17 protein-coding genes and 1 tRNA gene are annotated in these 15610 nt (G+C 67.1%); 8 read left to right on the top strand and 10 right to left on the bottom strand.

Annotation, left to right across the window (positions count from 1 at the left end; all coding sequences use genetic code 11):
• Positions 1-42: 42 nt before the first annotated feature.
• Positions 43-810, bottom strand: a complete 768-nt coding sequence (gene trmB, locus WT53_RS06780; protein ID WP_060258961.1) for a tRNA (guanosine(46)-N7)-methyltransferase TrmB — start codon at positions 808-810, stop codon at positions 43-45.
• A 485-nt stretch (positions 811-1295) separates the two neighbouring features.
• Here trmB and WT53_RS06775 point away from each other — a divergent pair, with 485 nt between their 5' ends.
• Positions 1296-1643, top strand: coding sequence for a hypothetical protein (locus tag WT53_RS06775; protein WP_059824326.1), 348 nt, complete (start codon positions 1296-1298; stop codon positions 1641-1643).
• A 201-nt stretch (positions 1644-1844) separates the two neighbouring features.
• Here the strand turns inward: WT53_RS06775 and WT53_RS06770 are convergent.
• Positions 1845-1919, bottom strand: a tRNA-Gly gene (locus tag WT53_RS06770).
• 348 nt (positions 1920-2267) lie between these two features.
• Positions 2268-3164 carry an AraC family transcriptional regulator gene (locus tag WT53_RS06765; protein WP_060258958.1) on the bottom strand — a complete coding sequence of 299 codons (897 nt, stop codon included), beginning with the start codon at positions 3162-3164 and terminating at the stop codon, positions 2268-2270.
• A 133-nt stretch (positions 3165-3297) separates the two neighbouring features.
• Between WT53_RS06765 and WT53_RS06760 the strand changes: the two genes are divergently transcribed.
• On the top strand, positions 3298-3726 hold the full coding sequence (locus WT53_RS06760; protein WP_306453924.1) for a hypothetical protein: 429 nt from the start codon (positions 3298-3300) through the stop codon (positions 3724-3726).
• Positions 3727-3876: 150 nt separating this feature from the next.
• Here WT53_RS06760 and WT53_RS06755 read toward each other — a convergent pair whose 3' ends face one another.
• Positions 3877-4806 carry a LysR family transcriptional regulator gene (locus WT53_RS06755; RefSeq protein ID WP_060258952.1) on the bottom strand — a complete coding sequence of 310 codons (930 nt, stop codon included), beginning with the start codon at positions 4804-4806 and terminating at the stop codon, positions 3877-3879.
• A gap of 108 nt (positions 4807-4914) precedes the next feature.
• Here WT53_RS06755 and WT53_RS06750 point away from each other — a divergent pair, with 108 nt between their 5' ends.
• The 3 genes from WT53_RS06750 to WT53_RS06740 all read left to right on the top strand — a co-directional run bounded on the left by WT53_RS06750 (position 4915) and on the right by WT53_RS06740 (position 7779).
• On the top strand, positions 4915-5781 hold the full coding sequence (locus WT53_RS06750) for an oxidoreductase (protein ID WP_060258947.1): 867 nt from the start codon (positions 4915-4917) through the stop codon (positions 5779-5781).
• 153 nt (positions 5782-5934) lie between these two features.
• Complete coding sequence (locus WT53_RS06745; protein WP_027783759.1) at positions 5935-6279, top strand: cupin domain-containing protein; 345 nt, start codon at positions 5935-5937, stop codon at positions 6277-6279.
• A gap of 333 nt (positions 6280-6612) precedes the next feature.
• A complete protein-coding gene (locus WT53_RS06740) occupies positions 6613-7779 on the top strand; it encodes an enolase C-terminal domain-like protein (RefSeq protein WP_060258944.1) in 1167 nt (388 codons plus the stop codon).
• Positions 7780-7782: 3 nt separating this feature from the next.
• On the opposite strand, the gene WT53_RS06735 is transcribed toward WT53_RS06740, so the two are convergent.
• The 3 genes from WT53_RS06735 to WT53_RS06725 form a co-directional block, all read right to left on the bottom strand.
• Entirely contained in the window at positions 7783-8409 is a 627-nt protein-coding gene (locus WT53_RS06735; protein ID WP_060258939.1) for a LysE/ArgO family amino acid transporter, read from the bottom strand.
• A gap of 111 nt (positions 8410-8520) precedes the next feature.
• Positions 8521-8862 (bottom strand): multidrug efflux SMR transporter, encoded by a 342-nt coding sequence (locus WT53_RS06730; protein ID WP_059791622.1) that lies wholly within the window; start codon positions 8860-8862, stop codon positions 8521-8523.
• Positions 8863-8973: 111 nt separating this feature from the next.
• Positions 8974-9903 (bottom strand): LysR substrate-binding domain-containing protein, encoded by a 930-nt coding sequence (locus WT53_RS06725; RefSeq protein ID WP_059779549.1) that lies wholly within the window; start codon positions 9901-9903, stop codon positions 8974-8976.
• A 181-nt stretch (positions 9904-10084) separates the two neighbouring features.
• Here WT53_RS06725 and WT53_RS06720 point away from each other — a divergent pair, with 181 nt between their 5' ends.
• From WT53_RS06720 to scpB, 3 genes are all read left to right on the top strand, one after another.
• On the top strand, positions 10085-11407 hold the full coding sequence (locus tag WT53_RS06720) for an MFS transporter (RefSeq protein ID WP_060259195.1): 1323 nt from the start codon (positions 10085-10087) through the stop codon (positions 11405-11407).
• 61 nt (positions 11408-11468) lie between these two features.
• A complete protein-coding gene (locus WT53_RS06715) occupies positions 11469-12692 on the top strand; it encodes a CaiB/BaiF CoA-transferase family protein (protein WP_060258936.1) in 1224 nt (407 codons plus the stop codon).
• On the top strand, positions 12689-13498 hold the full coding sequence (scpB, locus tag WT53_RS06710; protein ID WP_060258932.1) for a methylmalonyl-CoA decarboxylase: 810 nt from the start codon (positions 12689-12691) through the stop codon (positions 13496-13498). Before WT53_RS06715 ends, scpB begins: the two co-directional genes overlap by 4 nt.
• Before the next feature lie 40 nt (positions 13499-13538).
• On the opposite strand, the gene WT53_RS06705 is transcribed toward scpB, so the two are convergent.
• The 3 genes from WT53_RS06705 to WT53_RS06695 form a co-directional block, all read right to left on the bottom strand.
• Positions 13539-14081, bottom strand: a complete 543-nt coding sequence (locus tag WT53_RS06705) for a chromate transporter (protein ID WP_059779552.1) — start codon at positions 14079-14081, stop codon at positions 13539-13541.
• Positions 14078-14677 carry a chromate transporter gene (locus tag WT53_RS06700; RefSeq protein WP_060258929.1) on the bottom strand — a complete coding sequence of 200 codons (600 nt, stop codon included), beginning with the start codon at positions 14675-14677 and terminating at the stop codon, positions 14078-14080. The genes WT53_RS06705 and WT53_RS06700 overlap by 4 nt, the downstream gene beginning before the upstream one ends.
• A 133-nt stretch (positions 14678-14810) precedes the next feature.
• The gene (locus tag WT53_RS06695) at positions 14811-15566 is read right to left on the bottom strand and encodes a DeoR/GlpR family DNA-binding transcription regulator (protein WP_060258925.1); all 756 of its coding nucleotides are present in this window, start codon (positions 15564-15566) and stop codon (positions 14811-14813) included.
• Positions 15567-15610: the final 44 nt, after the last annotated feature.

Here is a 15610-nt window from a genome sequence, read left to right as displayed (position 1 = left end):
TTTTATTTGGCGGGGCCGCCGGGTAGTGCGCCGGCCGGGCGCTCAGCCTGCGCGCTTGCGGAACACCAGGTCCCACACGCCGTGGCCGAGCCGCAGCCCGCGCCGCTCGAACTTCGTCACCGGGCGGTAGTCGGGGCGCGGCGCGTAGTCGGCGGCCGTGTTTTCGAGTGTCGGTTCCGCACCGAGCACGTCGAGCATTTGTTCCGCGTAGTTCTGCCAGTCGGTCGCGCAGTGAATGTAGGCGCCGGGCTTCAGCCGCGACGCGAGATGCGCGACGAGCGGCGGCTGGATCAGCCGGCGCTTGTGGTGACGCGCCTTGTGCCACGGATCGGGGAAGAAGATGTGCACGCCGTCGAGGCTTTCCGGCGCGATCATGTGCTCGAGCACCTCGACCGCGTCGTGCTGGATGATGCGGATGTTCGTCAGATCCTGCTCGCCGATCAGCTTCAGCAGCGCGCCGACGCCCGGCTCGTGCACCTCGACGCCGAGGAAATCGTCGCCCGGGCGGTTCGCGGCGATTTCCGCGGTCGATGCGCCCATCCCGAAGCCGATCTCGAGGATGCGCGGCGCGTTGCGGCCGAAGATCGCGTCCCAGTCGGGCAGTGCCGGCGCATACGGGACGACGAAGCGCGGGCCGAATTCGTCGAGCGCACGGCGCTGGCCGGTCGACACGCGGCCGGCGCGCGTCACGAAGCTGCGGATGCGGCGGTGGTGCAGCGGGTTGACTGCGTCGGCGCCTTCGGGCGCTTCGTCGGGAATGGCGTCGTCGCGGGGCGGCAGGCCGGCTTCGTTCGGATCGTCGTGCATCATCGGTACAGAGAAAGGCTGGGTTCGGGCGAGGGCATCAGGCGCGCGGGACGCGCCGGCGCGGTACAAAAAGCCGCCTTCGACGAGGCGGCTGGCGCGCGGTTGCGGAACGTGGAGACGGACGCGGCGATGCGCCGCCAAACCGTTGATCCTTAAGGATTTCTCGTCCAGCTAACCGGAAAGAGCCGGATTATGGACTGGTTTGATCGGGCTGGCAAGGTAGCGGGGCGTTCGCGCGACGTCTCGCTGCCGCCGGGCGATTGAGTAGAATCGCGGGCGCTACAGGCGCGACCGGATGCGTCAGAGGCGTGCGTAACGCGATGAAAATGAACCGCGCGCGCTTCGTCCGGGTGCTCGCAGCCGGAACGACGAGAAACGACGGCGGTCGCCATGACGCTTCACGTTCGAGCGATGGTTGCTTTCGCAACGACAGTGCGAGATGGCGCCTCGGCCCGATTCGGGAGCATTGGCCTTTAGGGAGAAAAGCCATGAATGAAACAACTTCCGCGCGCCGCAAGGTCGGCAGTGGCCCGGCGATGCTCGCCCTCGCCGAGTGCGTGATCGCCGGCATCGCGGGCATTTCAATCGTGAGCGATCCGGGCAGTTTTGCCGGCGCGTCGGGATTCGGTGCGATCGGCGCGGCACTGGGCGTCGCGATCCTGTGCGGCATCGTATCGCTGGGCGGTCTCGTTTGGGCGATCGGCACCTTGCTCCACGCGAACGACGATGCGGGATCTGCCGGATCGGATGCAATTCCCGCGTATTGCGCGATCGTGCTTCATGGCTTGCTGTGTCTGCCCATTCTCATCGTGATTTTTGCAGGCGGTATGAGGTAGGGGCTGCGTGCGCGCGCGGCTGGGGGTGTGCTTCCAGGGGAGCGGGCGTCGGGCCTTTCGTCGCGAACGAGCTATCGGGCGACGAGGGGCCACGAAAGTGCTTCACTACGCACACTCTGGAGCAAATATCGCTGGCAAGGGGAGATTCGGCGGCTGCCGGAAGCGCTGCGCGCCAAGCGCGGAAAGGACTTGAGAGGGGAGTGGAGCGGGCGATGGGAATCGAACCCACGTCATCAGCTTGGGAAGCTGAGGTAATGGCCATTATACGACGCCCGCAGAACGCGTAATTCTACAGGGGTTCGGGCGGGGATGGCAAGCGAGGCGTTTTGGGCGGTGGCAGCGAAATTGGCATCGCTCGATGCTGGAGCGGTGGCGTCGCCTGCGGTTAGCGACATTCGACAACGAATCCTGAATGGGTGGCAGTCCGCGTATCGGGGATCGGCACTTTCAAGGGGATTCAGGACGGAGGGCGAACAGCGCTACAGCTGGCCGATGAGCCCGTTGCTCGGATCGCCGAAAGTCTCGCAACGACCGTAGCGGCATGAAAATGCCGCGATAGCGAAATCTTCTTTTGCCGACAGCTCGACCGAGCGAAGCGACCGCATGGCGTCGTGGGCAGCGCCGTCATTCAGCGGGCGTGATGGATGGCTTCGCTTCTCGAGGTGCATGGCCGAAATAGGCCTTGTAGGCACGACTGAAAGCGGCTTCCGACTCGTAACCAACCGACCTTCCAACCTCGCCCACGCGCGCGTCACCTTTCGCTAGCATGTCGCGAGCGACGCTCAAGCGCCATTCATTGCGGTAACGCAGCGGAGACTTGCCAACGAGCGCATTGAAACGTTCGCAAAAGTTGGAGCGCGACATGCCCGCGACGGCAGCGAGCCCATCGATTGTCAAACCACGTGGCGACTGCTCATGGATGGCCTTCAAAGCGCGGGCAATACGCTTATCCGCCAATCCGCCCAACCAGCTCGATGCATGACCATGATGAACCCAGGCGCGCAACGCACGCACCACCACGAGATCAATCATGCGGGAGACCATCAAGGCGGATCCCGCCTCGTCATTGTCCGCTTCATGCAGAAGAAACTGCATGATGTTCGGCAGCCAGTCGCATGTCTCCGCGTGGCGAAGGTGGATCATGACGGGTAACGTCAGAAGCAGATCCGGCTGGCTCGCCGGATCAAACCAGAAGTGGCAGACGACGACGTTCGCCGGTTGGTCCAGGGCGGAAATGCGCAGGCTGCCAGGTCCGCGCGGCAACAAGAGCAGCTCGCCGGACCGAATCTCGGAAGCCGCTACCTCATCGCCGGCAATTTTCACCACGCCTTCCATGACGGCGTACGCGTGTGCCGCCCGCGCAGGCATGTCCAACTGCGCGAATGGCGGCAGCATCGACGAAAAGACGCGGTCGCCTGTCATGCGCATACGCGCAAGAACCTGAGACAGGAGATCACCGTTAGCCAGGCCAGCAAACGCCCGATCCGGAAAAATGGTCAAGTTTTTCCCAGGTTCAGTCATGTCAATTCGGGTTTCGTGAGCCTAAAGTCAGCGTCGACCACCAACGAAATCACGCAAGGCAAGGATTGAAACCATGTTTGGAATTTCGCCTCTCGGCTGGATACATACTCTCGGCAGTCTACCCGCGATCCCCATGGCCGTGTACATGTTCGCGCGTTACGGCAGGATCGTTCCGCGGTCAGTTGCCGGGAGGGTGTATTTCGTTACCATGTTGATTGGTTCTCTGACCGTGTTCGTCATAGCGCATCAAGGTATCAGCTACGTCATCGGAGTCGGAGCCGTCGTGCTGTTACTGGCTGGATATGGCGTTGCGTATCTGCCTCTGCCCGGTCGAGCCGGCATCTATCTGGAAACCTTCTGTCTGACGTTGACGGCATTCGTGCTGATGGTTCCCACGGTTAGCGAAACGCTGAGGCGTGTGCCGGACGGACATCCGCTGGTCAACGATCCGAGGTCGCCATTGCTTCTCGGTGCCCAAGCCGCGCTCCTCGTCGCGCTCGTTCTGGGGCTGATCGCTCAAGCGCTTTATCTTCGCAGGAAACCGCAGGGTACCGTTCGATGAAAATCCAGAGAAGGGGTAAGAAGCGACGCTTCCGTTGTCGTGTGAATACAAGAATAGATATGTAATTCAAATTATATTGGCTACCGCTGTCTCGTCGGCATAACGTCAAGCGGCCGGCAAAACGAATTGTTCAGAACGACTGACTAGCGTTCAGGTACGGAGCCTGTGGGGCGGTATCGACGAAGCAGAGGACGCTTTTCGAACGGCGGCCAGAAATGCGGCGAGCACCGGCCGCATCTGCCGTCGCGATGCGTAATACACGAAGAAGCCGGGAAAAGGCGGCGTCCAGTCGGGCAAGATCCGCTTCAATCTCCCCGCTTCGACGTAGGGTGCCGCTTCGCGTTCCAGGACATAGGCGATGCCAAGGCCGTCGAGCGCGCATTCAAGCATCAGATCGGGGTCGTTGAAAGTGAGGGGGCCCGGCGCGCGCACTTCCAGTCGGCTGCCGTCGCGCTCGAATTCCCATGCATAGATGGTTCCTGCCGTGACCATGCGGTAATTGATGCAACGGTGCCGCGTGAGTTCGTGCGGATGAAGCGGGGTGCCGTGGCGCGCAAGATACGCGGGTGTGGCGACCACCGACATACGCAGATCCGGGCCGACCTTCACCGCAATCATGTCCCGCTCGATTTTCTCGCCGAGGCGAATGCCCGCGTCGAATCGATCGGCGACGATGTCGCGGAACGCATAGTCGATCAGCACTTCGACCGTCGCGTCGGGGTGCGCTTCGGTGAACGCCGGCAGTACCGGGCGAATGATCATGTCGTAGGCCTGGCGGGTGGCCGTCAGACGGAGCGTCCCCGACACGCTGTCGCTGCCTCGCTGCAGCGCGTCGAGCGCGCCGTCTATGCTCTCGAGAGCGGGGTCGAGCGTCGCGAGCAGCGCTTCGCCCGCTGCGCTGAGCGACACACTGCGGCTATTGCGCTGGAGCAGTTGCACACCGAGGCGCGTCTCCAGCCGCCTGATCGTGTGGCTGAGGTTCGACGTCGACGTGTCGAGTGCGGCCGCGGCGCGCGTGAAACTACGCAAGCGCGCCACGCACGCGAAAGCGGCAAGATCGTCGAGGCTTCCTCGCGTCATCGTTCAATCCTGTTCAACGACCCTTCCAATGTATCGGTCTTGTTGCGCGGTCGTCCCGGCGCAAGAATCGTCCCCATCGACATTCGAGATAGGTTGGGAGCGTGAACGATGATTGGAAAAAACGATGTCTGGTTCATCACGGGCTGTTCCAGAGGGCTCGGCCGCGCGCTGGCCGTGCAGGCGCTGCGCTCGGGCTATCGTGTCGTGGCGACCGCCCGGCGCAAGGACGATCTCGCCGATCTCGCCGACGGGCAAGGCAAGCTGCTTGCGGTCGAGCTCGATGTTACCAAGCCGGACGAGATAGCGGCGGCCATCGCGGCGGCCCAGGAGCGTTTCGGCAGCGTCGATGTGCTTGTCAACAATGCCGGCTATGGCTACTTCGCGTCGATCGAGGAAGGCGTGGACGCCGAGGTTCGCGATCTGATGGAAACCGACGTGTTCGGCCCGCTGAACCTCGTCAAGGCCGTATTGCCGGGCATGCGCGAGCGCGGCCACGGATACGTCATCAACATCAGCTCGATCGGCGGTTTCGTCACCTTTCCGGCGGTCGGCTACTATCACATGGCCAAGTTCGCGCTCGAGGGCATGACGGAAACGCTGGCGAAGGAAGTGAGGCCATTCGGGATCGGCGTCACCATCGTGGCGCCCGGCGCGTTCCGGACAGACTTTCGCCGACCCGAGTCGGCCAAGCAGTCGTCCGTACGGATTCCCGCCTATGCGGAAACCGCAGGCAAGGCCCGCGACGGAATTTTCGCCGCCCACGGCAAGCAGCGGGGTGATCCGATGCGCGGCGCCCGCGCGATCATCGCCGCGGTAGAAGCGGACGATCCTCCGATGCATCTCGTCATAGGAGGCGACGCGCTCGATCAGGCGCGCGAGAAAATCGCGCAATTGCAGCGCGAATTCGACGCGTGGGAAGCGCTCAGCCGCGACACCGACTTTCAGGATCGCACGCAAACGGACCATGCGGGTTGATCTGGCAACGGACGAACTCAACGCGATCGCAGCATGCCCGCACGCCAGCCGATGTCGAAAATTGACGAGTCGGTGTCGGACGCATACAAGTCGCGACAACGCTTTCGAACTAACGTGACAGGCCTCTCACACGATCGTTAGCCTGGAGCCGACATGTCCGATTTCATCACCGTTCTGCGCAAAACCTGCCCGACGCCTGTCCTTGACGCGACCAAATGGAAGCGCATCGGCGGCGATCCGCACACCGTGAACCTCAACGCGTACGTCTCGAAGGACGGCAGCAAGATCATGGGCACGTGGATCTGCACGCCGGGCAAGTTCGAGGTGAATTACGAAAAATGGGAGTACTGCCACTTCCTCGACGGTTATTGCATCATCACGCCGGAAGGCGAGGAGCCGGTGCACCTGAAAGCCGGCGACGTGTTCGTGATCGAGCCCGGCATGAAGGGGACGTGGGAAGTGGTGGAGACGGTGCGCAAGTACTTCGTGTTCGCCTGAGCGGGCCGGCCGATTCGCCCGACCCACGCATACCAGCCCCCATCCTCCCGGTTCACGAAGCCGGCCGGACAAACGCGGGATTCCGGTTCAATGCAGGTCGACCGGTTCGGAAACGGCGCGCCGAGCGTGGTGACGGGCTCGGCGCGCTCCGCTATCCGGCTGCAACCCGCGACGTAACGCGTGCGACACGCGGTTGTCCGGCGACGACACGATGACGCGCGCCGCCGGCCCTGCACGCTGCCGCACAAACCCCTAAGATGCAGCGATCCGCCCATCGTTTCCGCTGCAGCGCGACTCTTCCGCCTGCGCCGGACGCCCCTCCGGAGCCCGACCATGCGCATCACCGCGATTCACGAACGCGCGATTCCCGTGTCCCGCTATGCCGATCCGGCGATTGCGTCCGGTGGCCTGACGACGAGCGTCGTCGCGGTCGTCACCGACGTCGTGCGCGCCGGCCGCCCGGTGACGGGCTACGGCTACGCGTCGATCGGCCGCTTCGCGCAGGGCGGCCTGATCCGCGAACGGTTCGCGCCGCGTTTGCTGACCGCGGCCGACACGCTCGCCGACGAAGCCGGCACGAACCTCGACCCGTTGCGCGCATGGCGCGCGATGATGGCCGGCGAGAAGCCGGGCGGACACGGCGAACGCTGCGTCGCGGTCGGCACACTCGACATGGCGATCTGGGACGCCGCCGCGAAGGTCGCCGACCTGCCGCTGCACCGCTTTCTCGCCGACCGCCTCCAGCGCACGGCGGCACCGCGCGTGAGCGTGTACGCGGGCGGCGGCTACCGCTATCCGCACGACGATCTCGCGCGCCTGTCGGACGAGATGCGCCGGATCGTCGATCTCGGCTACACGCACGCGAAGATCAAGATCGGTGGCGCGAATCTCGATCAGGACCGGCGCCGTATCGAAGCCGCGGCCGCGCGTCTTGCCGGCTCATCGCATCTCGCGGTCGACGCGATGAACACGTACGACGCGACGACCGCCAGCCAGGCCGTGGACATGCTCGCGCCGTTCGGTCTCTGGTGGTTCGAGGACATCTGCGACCCGCTCGACCTGCCGCTCCAGGCAGACGTCGCTGCGCGGTACGCACCGCCGATCGCGGCCGGCGAAGCGTTGTTCTCGCTTGCGGAAGCGAAGCTGCTCGACCGTTACGGCGGCCTGCGCGCCGACCGCGACGTGCTGGTGTTCGATCCGGTGCACAGCTACGGGCTGCCGGGCTATTTGCAGATCGTCGATCACTTCGTGTCGCGCGGCTGGCGGCGCGACGCGTTCTGGCCGCATGGCGGCCATCTGTTCTCGCTGCACGTCGTCGCGGCGCTCGGGCTCGGCGGCGCGGAAGTCAGCCCGTTCGCCTTCCATCCGTTCAGCGGCCTCGCCGATGGCGAAATCGTCGACGCGGGATACGCGCGCGTGCCGCAGGCGCCGGGTATCGGGTTCGAACTGCATGCCCACGCGCACGACGCATTCCGCACGGTTTCGGCGTCGGGCCGCTGACGCCTAAAGCGCGTCGATCGCGAAACGCACCGCGAAGCCGAGCATCGTCACCGCGACGAAGCCATCGAGCACGCGCCATGCGAGCGTTCGAGCGAACCACGCACGGCACGCGCGTGCGCCGTACGCGAGCATCAGGAACCACGCGAGCGAAGCCGTCATCGCGCCGATCGCAAACGGCTCGCGTGCGGACGGCGCGTGGCTCGCGATCACGGTCCCGAGCAGCAGCACCGTATCGATCCATGCATACGGATTGAGCAGCGAAACCGCGGCGGCCGCGAGCACCGTGCGCGACCGGGTGGGTTCGCGGCGAGCGGACGCGCTGCCGACGTGCGCGGGCCGCCGTCCGACGATCGCCGCGCGCAGCGCGAGCAGCCCGTAACCGGCGAGATACGCGATGCCGGCCCACAGTGCGGCCGCCACCACGCCGGGATGGCGCGACAGCAACGACGACAGCCCGTGCGCGCCGAGCGCGATCAGCAGCGCGTCGCTGCCCGCGCAGACGAGGGCGATGGAGAGCAGGTGAGGGCTCGAAATCGAGCGCTTGATGACGAAGGCGTCCTTCGGGCCGACCGACGTGAACAGGCCGGCGCCAAGCAGCAGGCCTTCGAGGAAGGCGGAGGTGTCGAGCACGAGCGGGCCGACAACCTCTTAAGCTGAACCGGTGATGGTTACGATGAGGGAAACGTTAAGGGGTGGCGGGGAGCGTTGTCAATGCCCCCCGTCGGATGCGTGCGCAGGGGATCATCGTGCCGCCGCATCGCCGAGGTTGAGCGCGACGAGCGCGCAGACGGTCAGCGCGATGCCGACGAGCTTCAGCGACGACACCGATTCGTCGAAGCAGACGATGCCGATCATGGCCGTGGCCGCCGTGCTGGCAGCGGCCCAGCTCGCATACGCGAGCCCCATTTCGATTCGCTTCGTCGCGAGCGCCATCAGCCATACCGCACATGCATAGCAGACGATCGCGATCGCGGACGGCAACGGGCGGGACAAACCGGCCGAGCACTTCAGGCCAACGGAGCCGAGCACTTCGGCGAGGACACTGACGCCCAGCAGAAGCCAGGCAAACTGGAACGGGGACACGGACGGCCTCCTTCCCCCGACGCTTATACCGAGCGGCGAGGAAAAGTGGGGTGTCAGCGGTACCCAGAATGAAACGAGCTTAGTACGCGCGGCGGGGCGGCACAAGGTCCGTCACGCGCGACCGGCGTGGCCGGCCGCCCACTCCGGCCGCTGCCCGAGCGTGTCGAACAGCCGGACGATTTCGGCTTTCACCTTCTGCACCGCGTTGCTGACGAGCGCCGTGTCGTGCCAGCACAGCGACAGGTCGCGCGCGAACAGCCGGTGCGCGACCGTCGACAGCTTGAGCTTGCGCTCCTCGATCTCGACGTGCGCGGCCGTCCACGGCAGGATCGTCACGCCGAGCCGGGCCATCACGGCCGCGAACAGCAGCCCGGTCGAGCTCGCCTCGAAGCCGATCTCGTACGACAGTCCGGCCTCGCGCATCGCCCAGTCGACGCGGTTGCGGATCGTGTTCGGCGCGCTCGGCAACACGAGCGGCATCCGCGCGATCGCGTCGAGCGGCACGGGGGCGTCCGGCACCGGGAACCCGGGCCACGTGATCAGGTACAGCGTTTCCGTCAGCAGCCGATGGATCGCGATGCCGCGCGTGTCCACCGCATCGACGACGATCGCGAGATCGAGGCGTGCGCGTTCGAGCAGCGTGTCGAGATCGGCGCTCGGCGCCTCGATCAGCTCCAGCATGATGCCGGGAAAGCGGTCGCGCACCGCGCGGGCGAGCGGAATGGCCAGCACGCGCGCGGTGCTCGACGGCATGCCGACGGTCACGCGGCCTTGCGGCGTGTCGGCGTCGCGACGCAGCAGCTCGCGCGTGCCGTCGGCCTGGCGCAGCAGTTCGAGCGCGTGCCGGTACAGCGTGCGGCCGGCGGCGGTCGGCGCGACGCCGCGCACGCTTCGTTCGAGCAGTTGCATCCCGAGATCCTGCTCGAGATTGCGCATCTGCTGGCTCACGGCCGGTTGCGCGACGTGCAGCGCCTCGCTCGCATGCGTGACGTTGCCGCATTCGACGACCTTCACGAAATAGCGCAACTGTCTCAAGTCCATCGCCGCCGTCTCCCGATTCACGCTCGATTCGAGCCATAAGCCAATCCGATCGAGCAAGATGAATATCATATTTTTCGGCGATCGATCGCGTTTCTATACTCGTCTCACACAAGAGCCCGACTGCCGGCCATCCCGGACCGGACGCGGCGAAAGCGCCGGCCCCGCCGGCAAGGAGACGAAGATGTTCAAGGCGATCGACGCGCCGGCGGCCGGCGCGAAGCCGCGGCGCACGCCGCTCACGCGCGAGCAGGTCAAGGGCTTCTGGGCCGTGTACGCGGGCTGGGTGCTCGACGGCGTGGATTCGGTGATCTACGCGCTCGTGCTGATCCCCGCGCTGACCGAACTGCTGCCGGCCTCCGGCATCGCGGCGACGCCCGCGAATCTGGGGATGTACGGCTCGATCCTGTTCGCGCTGTTCCTGATCGGCTGGGGGCTGTCGTTCGTCTGGGGGCCGCTCGCCGACCGCTTCGGCCGCGTGCGCACGCTCGCGGCGAGCATCCTGATCTATTCGGTGTTCACCGGCGCGGCCGCGTTCGTGCACGACGTATGGGCGCTGGCCGCGTGCCGGCTGATCGCCGGGATCGGCGTCGGCGGCGAATGGGCGCTCGCGGGCACCTACGTCGCCGAAAGCTGGCCGGAGGACCGCCGCAAGATGGGCGCCGGCTACCTGCAGACGGGCTACTACTTCGGCTTCTTCATCGCGGCCTGCCTGAACTACACGATCGGCGCGGCCTACGGCTGGCGCGCGATGTTCCTGTGCGGGCTGGCGCCCGCGCTGCTCGCGGTGTTTACGGTCATGCGCGTGAAGGAGCCGGGGCAGTGGCGCCGGCACGACGCGCGCGACGGCGACGTGGCCGACGCGCGCCGCGCGCATCCGCTGCGCGAGATCTTCGCGCCGGCGTTCCTGCGCCGCACGCTGACGAGCGCGAGCCTCGTCGGCGTCGCGATCGTCGGGCTGTGGGCCGGCTCCGTCTACGAGGCGAGCGCGGTCACCACGCTGGCGACACGCGCGGGCATCGATCACGTCGGTGCGCTGCGACTGGCGTCGATCGGGGCGGCGATCCTGTCGTGCGCGACGATCGCCGGTTGTCTGGCGGCGCCGTGGCTGTCGGAACGGCTCGGCCGGCGCACCGCGCTCGGCGTGTATTTCGCGGGAATGGCCGGCTCGATCGTGTTCGCGTTCGGCTGGGCGTTCTACCAGCCGAACGGGCTTGCGGCGTTCATGGTGTTGCTCGCGTTCCTCGGCTTCTTCGGCGGCAACTTCGCGATCTTCTCGCTGTGGCTGCCCGAGCAATATCCGACGCGCGTGCGGGCCACCGCGTTCGCGTTCAACGCGTCGGTCGGCCGCTTCATCGGCGCGGGCGTGAACTTCCTGCTCGGCGCCGCGATTCACGGTTACGGATCGCTCGGCGTGCCGGTCGCATGGACCGCGGCCGTGTTCGGGCTCGGCATCCTGATCCTGCCGTTCGCGGTCGAAACGCGCCACCAGACACTGCCCGAATGAGCGGCATGCCGCCGTCGTTCGCCAACACGCCACACCCAGTCATCAATATCAGGAGTCCGGAATGCAGGCATTAACGGGAATCAGGGTCGTCGATCTCAGTCGCGCGCTGTCGGGGCCGTTCTGTTCGATGGTGCTCGCCGATCTCGGCGCCGACGTGATCAAGGTCGAGTCGGGTCCGCACGGCGACATGAGCCGCGCGTGGGGGCCGTTCGATCGCGGCGTGAGCACGTACTACCTGTCCTGCAACCGCAACAAGCGCGGCATCAGCGTGGACTTCCGGCAGCCGGCCGGCCTCGACGTCGTGCGGCGCCTGATCGCGCAGGCCGACGTCGTGATCGAGAATTTCAAGGCCGGCACGATGGACGCGATGGGGCTCGGCTACGCCGCACTGAGCGCGCGCGACCCGCGGCTCGTGATGGGCAGCGTCACCGCGTTCGGCCCGCGCGGCCCGCTGCGCGACTGGCCGGGCTTCGACCAGATCGCGCAGGGCTATGCGGGGCTGATGAGCCTCACCGGCTTCCCGGACGGCGAGCCGACCCGCACGGGCACCGCGATCGGCGATCTCAGCTCGGGGATGTGGGTCGCGACCGGCGTGATGGCCGCGCTGTTCGAGCGCGAGCGCACCGGGCGCGGCCAGCATGTCGGCACGTCGCTGCTCGAAAGCCTCGTTGCGCTGCTGAGCGTGCACGGGCAACGCTACCTGAGCCTCGGCGACGTGCCGCGCCGCACCGGCAATGCGCATGCGGTGATCGCGCCGTACGGCGTGTTCGACACGGCCGACGGCCCGCTGAACCTCGCACCGATCACGACCGACATGTGGGAGCGGCTGTGCCGGTTGCTGGACCTGCCCGAACTGCCGGCTGATCCGCGCTTCGCGACCAACGATGCGCGCGTGGCCCATCGCGACGAACTGAAGGCGCTGCTCGACAGCCGGCTGCGCACGTGCGGCAAGCACGAATGGACGCAGCGGTTCGTCGAGGCCGGGCTGCCGGCCGGGCCGATCCATACGCTCGACGAAGTGTTCGACGATCCGCAGCTCGCGCATTGCGGGCTGGTCGAGCCGGTCGCGCATCCGACGCTCGGTACGCTGCGTCAGGTCGTCACGCCGCTCGGCGGGATGGGCGACGACCTGCCGGCGCCGCGCACGCGCCATGCGCCGCCGCTGCTCGGCGAGCATACGGTCGACGTGCTGCGCGAAGCCGGCTACGGCGACGACGCGATCGACGCGCTGCTGGCGCAGCGCGCGATCTTCCAGGCGGATGCGGTGGCGGAGGCCGTGCAATGACCGACACGACGAAACGGGACGGGGCGTCGACCGTGACGGTCGACCTGATCGGCGAGCGGATCGCGCGCGTGCGGTTCGCGAACCCGGCGCGACGGCATGCGCTCGACGCGCCGCTGCTCGACGCCCTCGTTGCACACCTCGATGTGTTGGCCGGACATCGTCCGCCGCCGGTCGTGATTCTGTCGAACGACGGCAGCGGCGACGTGTGGAGCGCGGGGCACGACCTGCGCGAACTGGCCGACGATCGCGATCCGCTCGCATACGGCAAGCCGCTCGAACGCGCGCTGCGGCGCGTGCGGACCTATCCGGGCGCGGTGATCGCGGCGGTGGCCGGATCGGCGTGGGGCGGGGCGGTCGATCTCGCGATGAGTTGCGATCTCGTCGTGGCGGCGCGCGACGCGCGTTTCGCGATGACGCCCGCGAACATCGGCCTGCCGTATTCGACGAGCGGCTTGCTGCGCTTCTACGACAATCTGCCGATCCACGTGCTGAAGGAGCTGTTCTTCTGCGCGCAGCCGCTCGACGCGGAGCGCGCCGCGCATCACGGGCTCGTGAACCGGCTGGCCGACGTGGGCGGGGTCGACGATGCGGCGCTCGACGTCGCGCGCACGATTGCCGCGAAGGCGCCGCTCGCGGTGCACGCGGTGAAAGAGCAGTTGCGCGTGCTGCAGGACGCGCGGCCATTGCCGGCCGACGCCTTCGAACGCATCGCCGAGTTGCGTCGGCAGGCGTGCGAAGGCGCGGATTTCGACGAAGGGTTGCGCGCGTTCGCGGAACGCCGCGCGCCGGTGTTTCGCGGGATTTAGGCGGACAGACGACGGTCCGATGCGACGACGGTGGCGAGCGTCATGCGCCGCCGAGCGCATGTACGCCGACGAGCAGCAGCGCGCCGATCGCGATCAGCAGCAGCGCATGAACGCGCGTGTAGATCACGCACAGCGTCGATGCGACGGCGATCGCGCGCGCGGGCCAGCCGCCGTCGAGCGCCTGCAGCAGTACCCACACCGACGCGAGAATCATGCCGGCCGCGACCGGGCGCAGGCCGGCTTCGAGCGCGATCTGCCAGCGCGCGCCTCGGTGTCGCCGCCATAGATGCGCGACACCGTAGATCAGGAACGCGGTCGGCCCGAACAGCGCGAGCGTCGCGATCACCGCGCCCCAGAAACCGGCGACCTGCCAGCCGATCAGCGTCGCCAGCAGCGAGCCGGGGCCCGGCGCCATCCGCGCGAGCGCGAAGTCGTTCACGAATTGCGTGGCGCTCATCCAGTGATGGACGTCGACGACCTGCCGCTGGATGTCCGCGATGACCGCTTGCCCACCGCCGATCGTCGCGATCGACAGCGGTGCGAACACGCCGAACAGTGCCGCGTAACGTGCGGACGCGTTCATCGCGCGTCGCTCTCGCTCGGCGCCGCGGCCGCACGGCGGTATTCGAGCGCGACGCTCAGCGTGCCGCCGATCAGCACGGTCCACACCAGCGGCCAGTGCAGCACCGCGACCGACACGAAGGTGAGCGTCATGACCGCGAACGGCAGCACGCGGCGCGGCAGGCGGCGCACCGCGGTGATCGCCATCGAGATCGACAGCCCGATCGCCGCGGCCGCCGCGCCGGCGAGCGCGACGTGCGTGAGCGGGAAGCGCGTGAGAGTCGAGAACGCGACGCCGAACAGCACGATCAGTACGGCCGGCGGCGCGATGATGCCGGTGAAGCCCGCCACCGCGCCGCGCCATCCGGCGAGACGATAGCCGATCCAGATCGCGAGGTTCTTCACGTTGACGCCCGGCAACGCCTGCGACAGCGCGAGGCCGTTGAGGAACGCCTCTTCGTCGAGCCATCGCCGCTCGTGCACGAAGTCGCGCATCATCCGTCCGCTGAGTCCACCGCCGAAGCTGGTCAGGCCGATCTGCGCGAACGCGACGAACAGTGCGAGGACGCCTGGCGGCGCGTCGCTTGCCGGGGGAGTGGTGGAGGCGGGAGGAGGCATCGGGCGGATAGCAGATTGGGGGGCGGGCGATCGCCCATGTTAGCAAGCGGTGCCTGTCAGCATGCTGACATGGGCGCGGCGTCCGCACGACCCCGGCTCCACGACCGGTTCGACGCGGCCGGGCCGCCGCGCGTCATGCGCGCACCACCGTCACGCCGGCGGCCTCGATCGGCTTCGTCAGCGCGGTGTCGGTTTCCCTTTCGACGACTATCGCCTGCGCCAGCGCGATATCGCCGATCACGAACTGCGACGCCGCACGTAGCTTCGACTGCGACGCGAGCACGACCGTCTCGGCCGCGCGTTCGGCCAGCGCGCGCTTGATCGCCGCTTCCTCGAAATCGCCGGTGCTCAGCCCCGCGACCGGATGCACGCCCGTGACCCCCATGAAGTACAGGTCCGCATGGATGCGCGCGATGCCTTCCATCGCCGCCGCGCCGACCGCGACGATCGAGTGCTTGTAGAGCCGCCCGCCGATCAGGATCACGTCGATCGACGGATGCGCGGCCAGCGCGACCGCGACGCTCGGGCTGTGCGTGACGATCGTCGCGCGCAGGTCGGCCGGCAACTGGCCGACGAGCAGCGCGGAGGTCGTGCCGCCGTCGACGATCGCGACTTGCCCGGGCGCGATCATCTGCGCGGCGCGCCGCGCGATGCGCCGCTTCTCCGCGGTTTCGAGCGCCTCGCGCTGCGCGAACGGCACGACGGCCGGCGACGCCGGCAGTGCGCCGCCATGCACGCGCTGCAGCAGCCCTTCGGCCGCGAGTTCGCGCAGGTCGCGGCGCACCGTGTCTTCGGACACGCCGAATTGCACGCTCAGCTCGGCAGCCAGCACCTGGCCGTCGCGCGCGAGCGCATCGAGAATCGCTTTCTTGCGTTGCGTCGTCAGCATCGTCTTTGCACGAAAATTCTTGAAATTGCACGAATCTGCACGTT

It is taken from the genome of Burkholderia sp. MSMB2157WGS (assembly GCF_001532755.1).
GTDB lineage: Bacteria > Pseudomonadota > Gammaproteobacteria > Burkholderiales > Burkholderiaceae > Burkholderia.
This window is presented reverse-complemented; position numbering and strand designations above follow the sequence as displayed.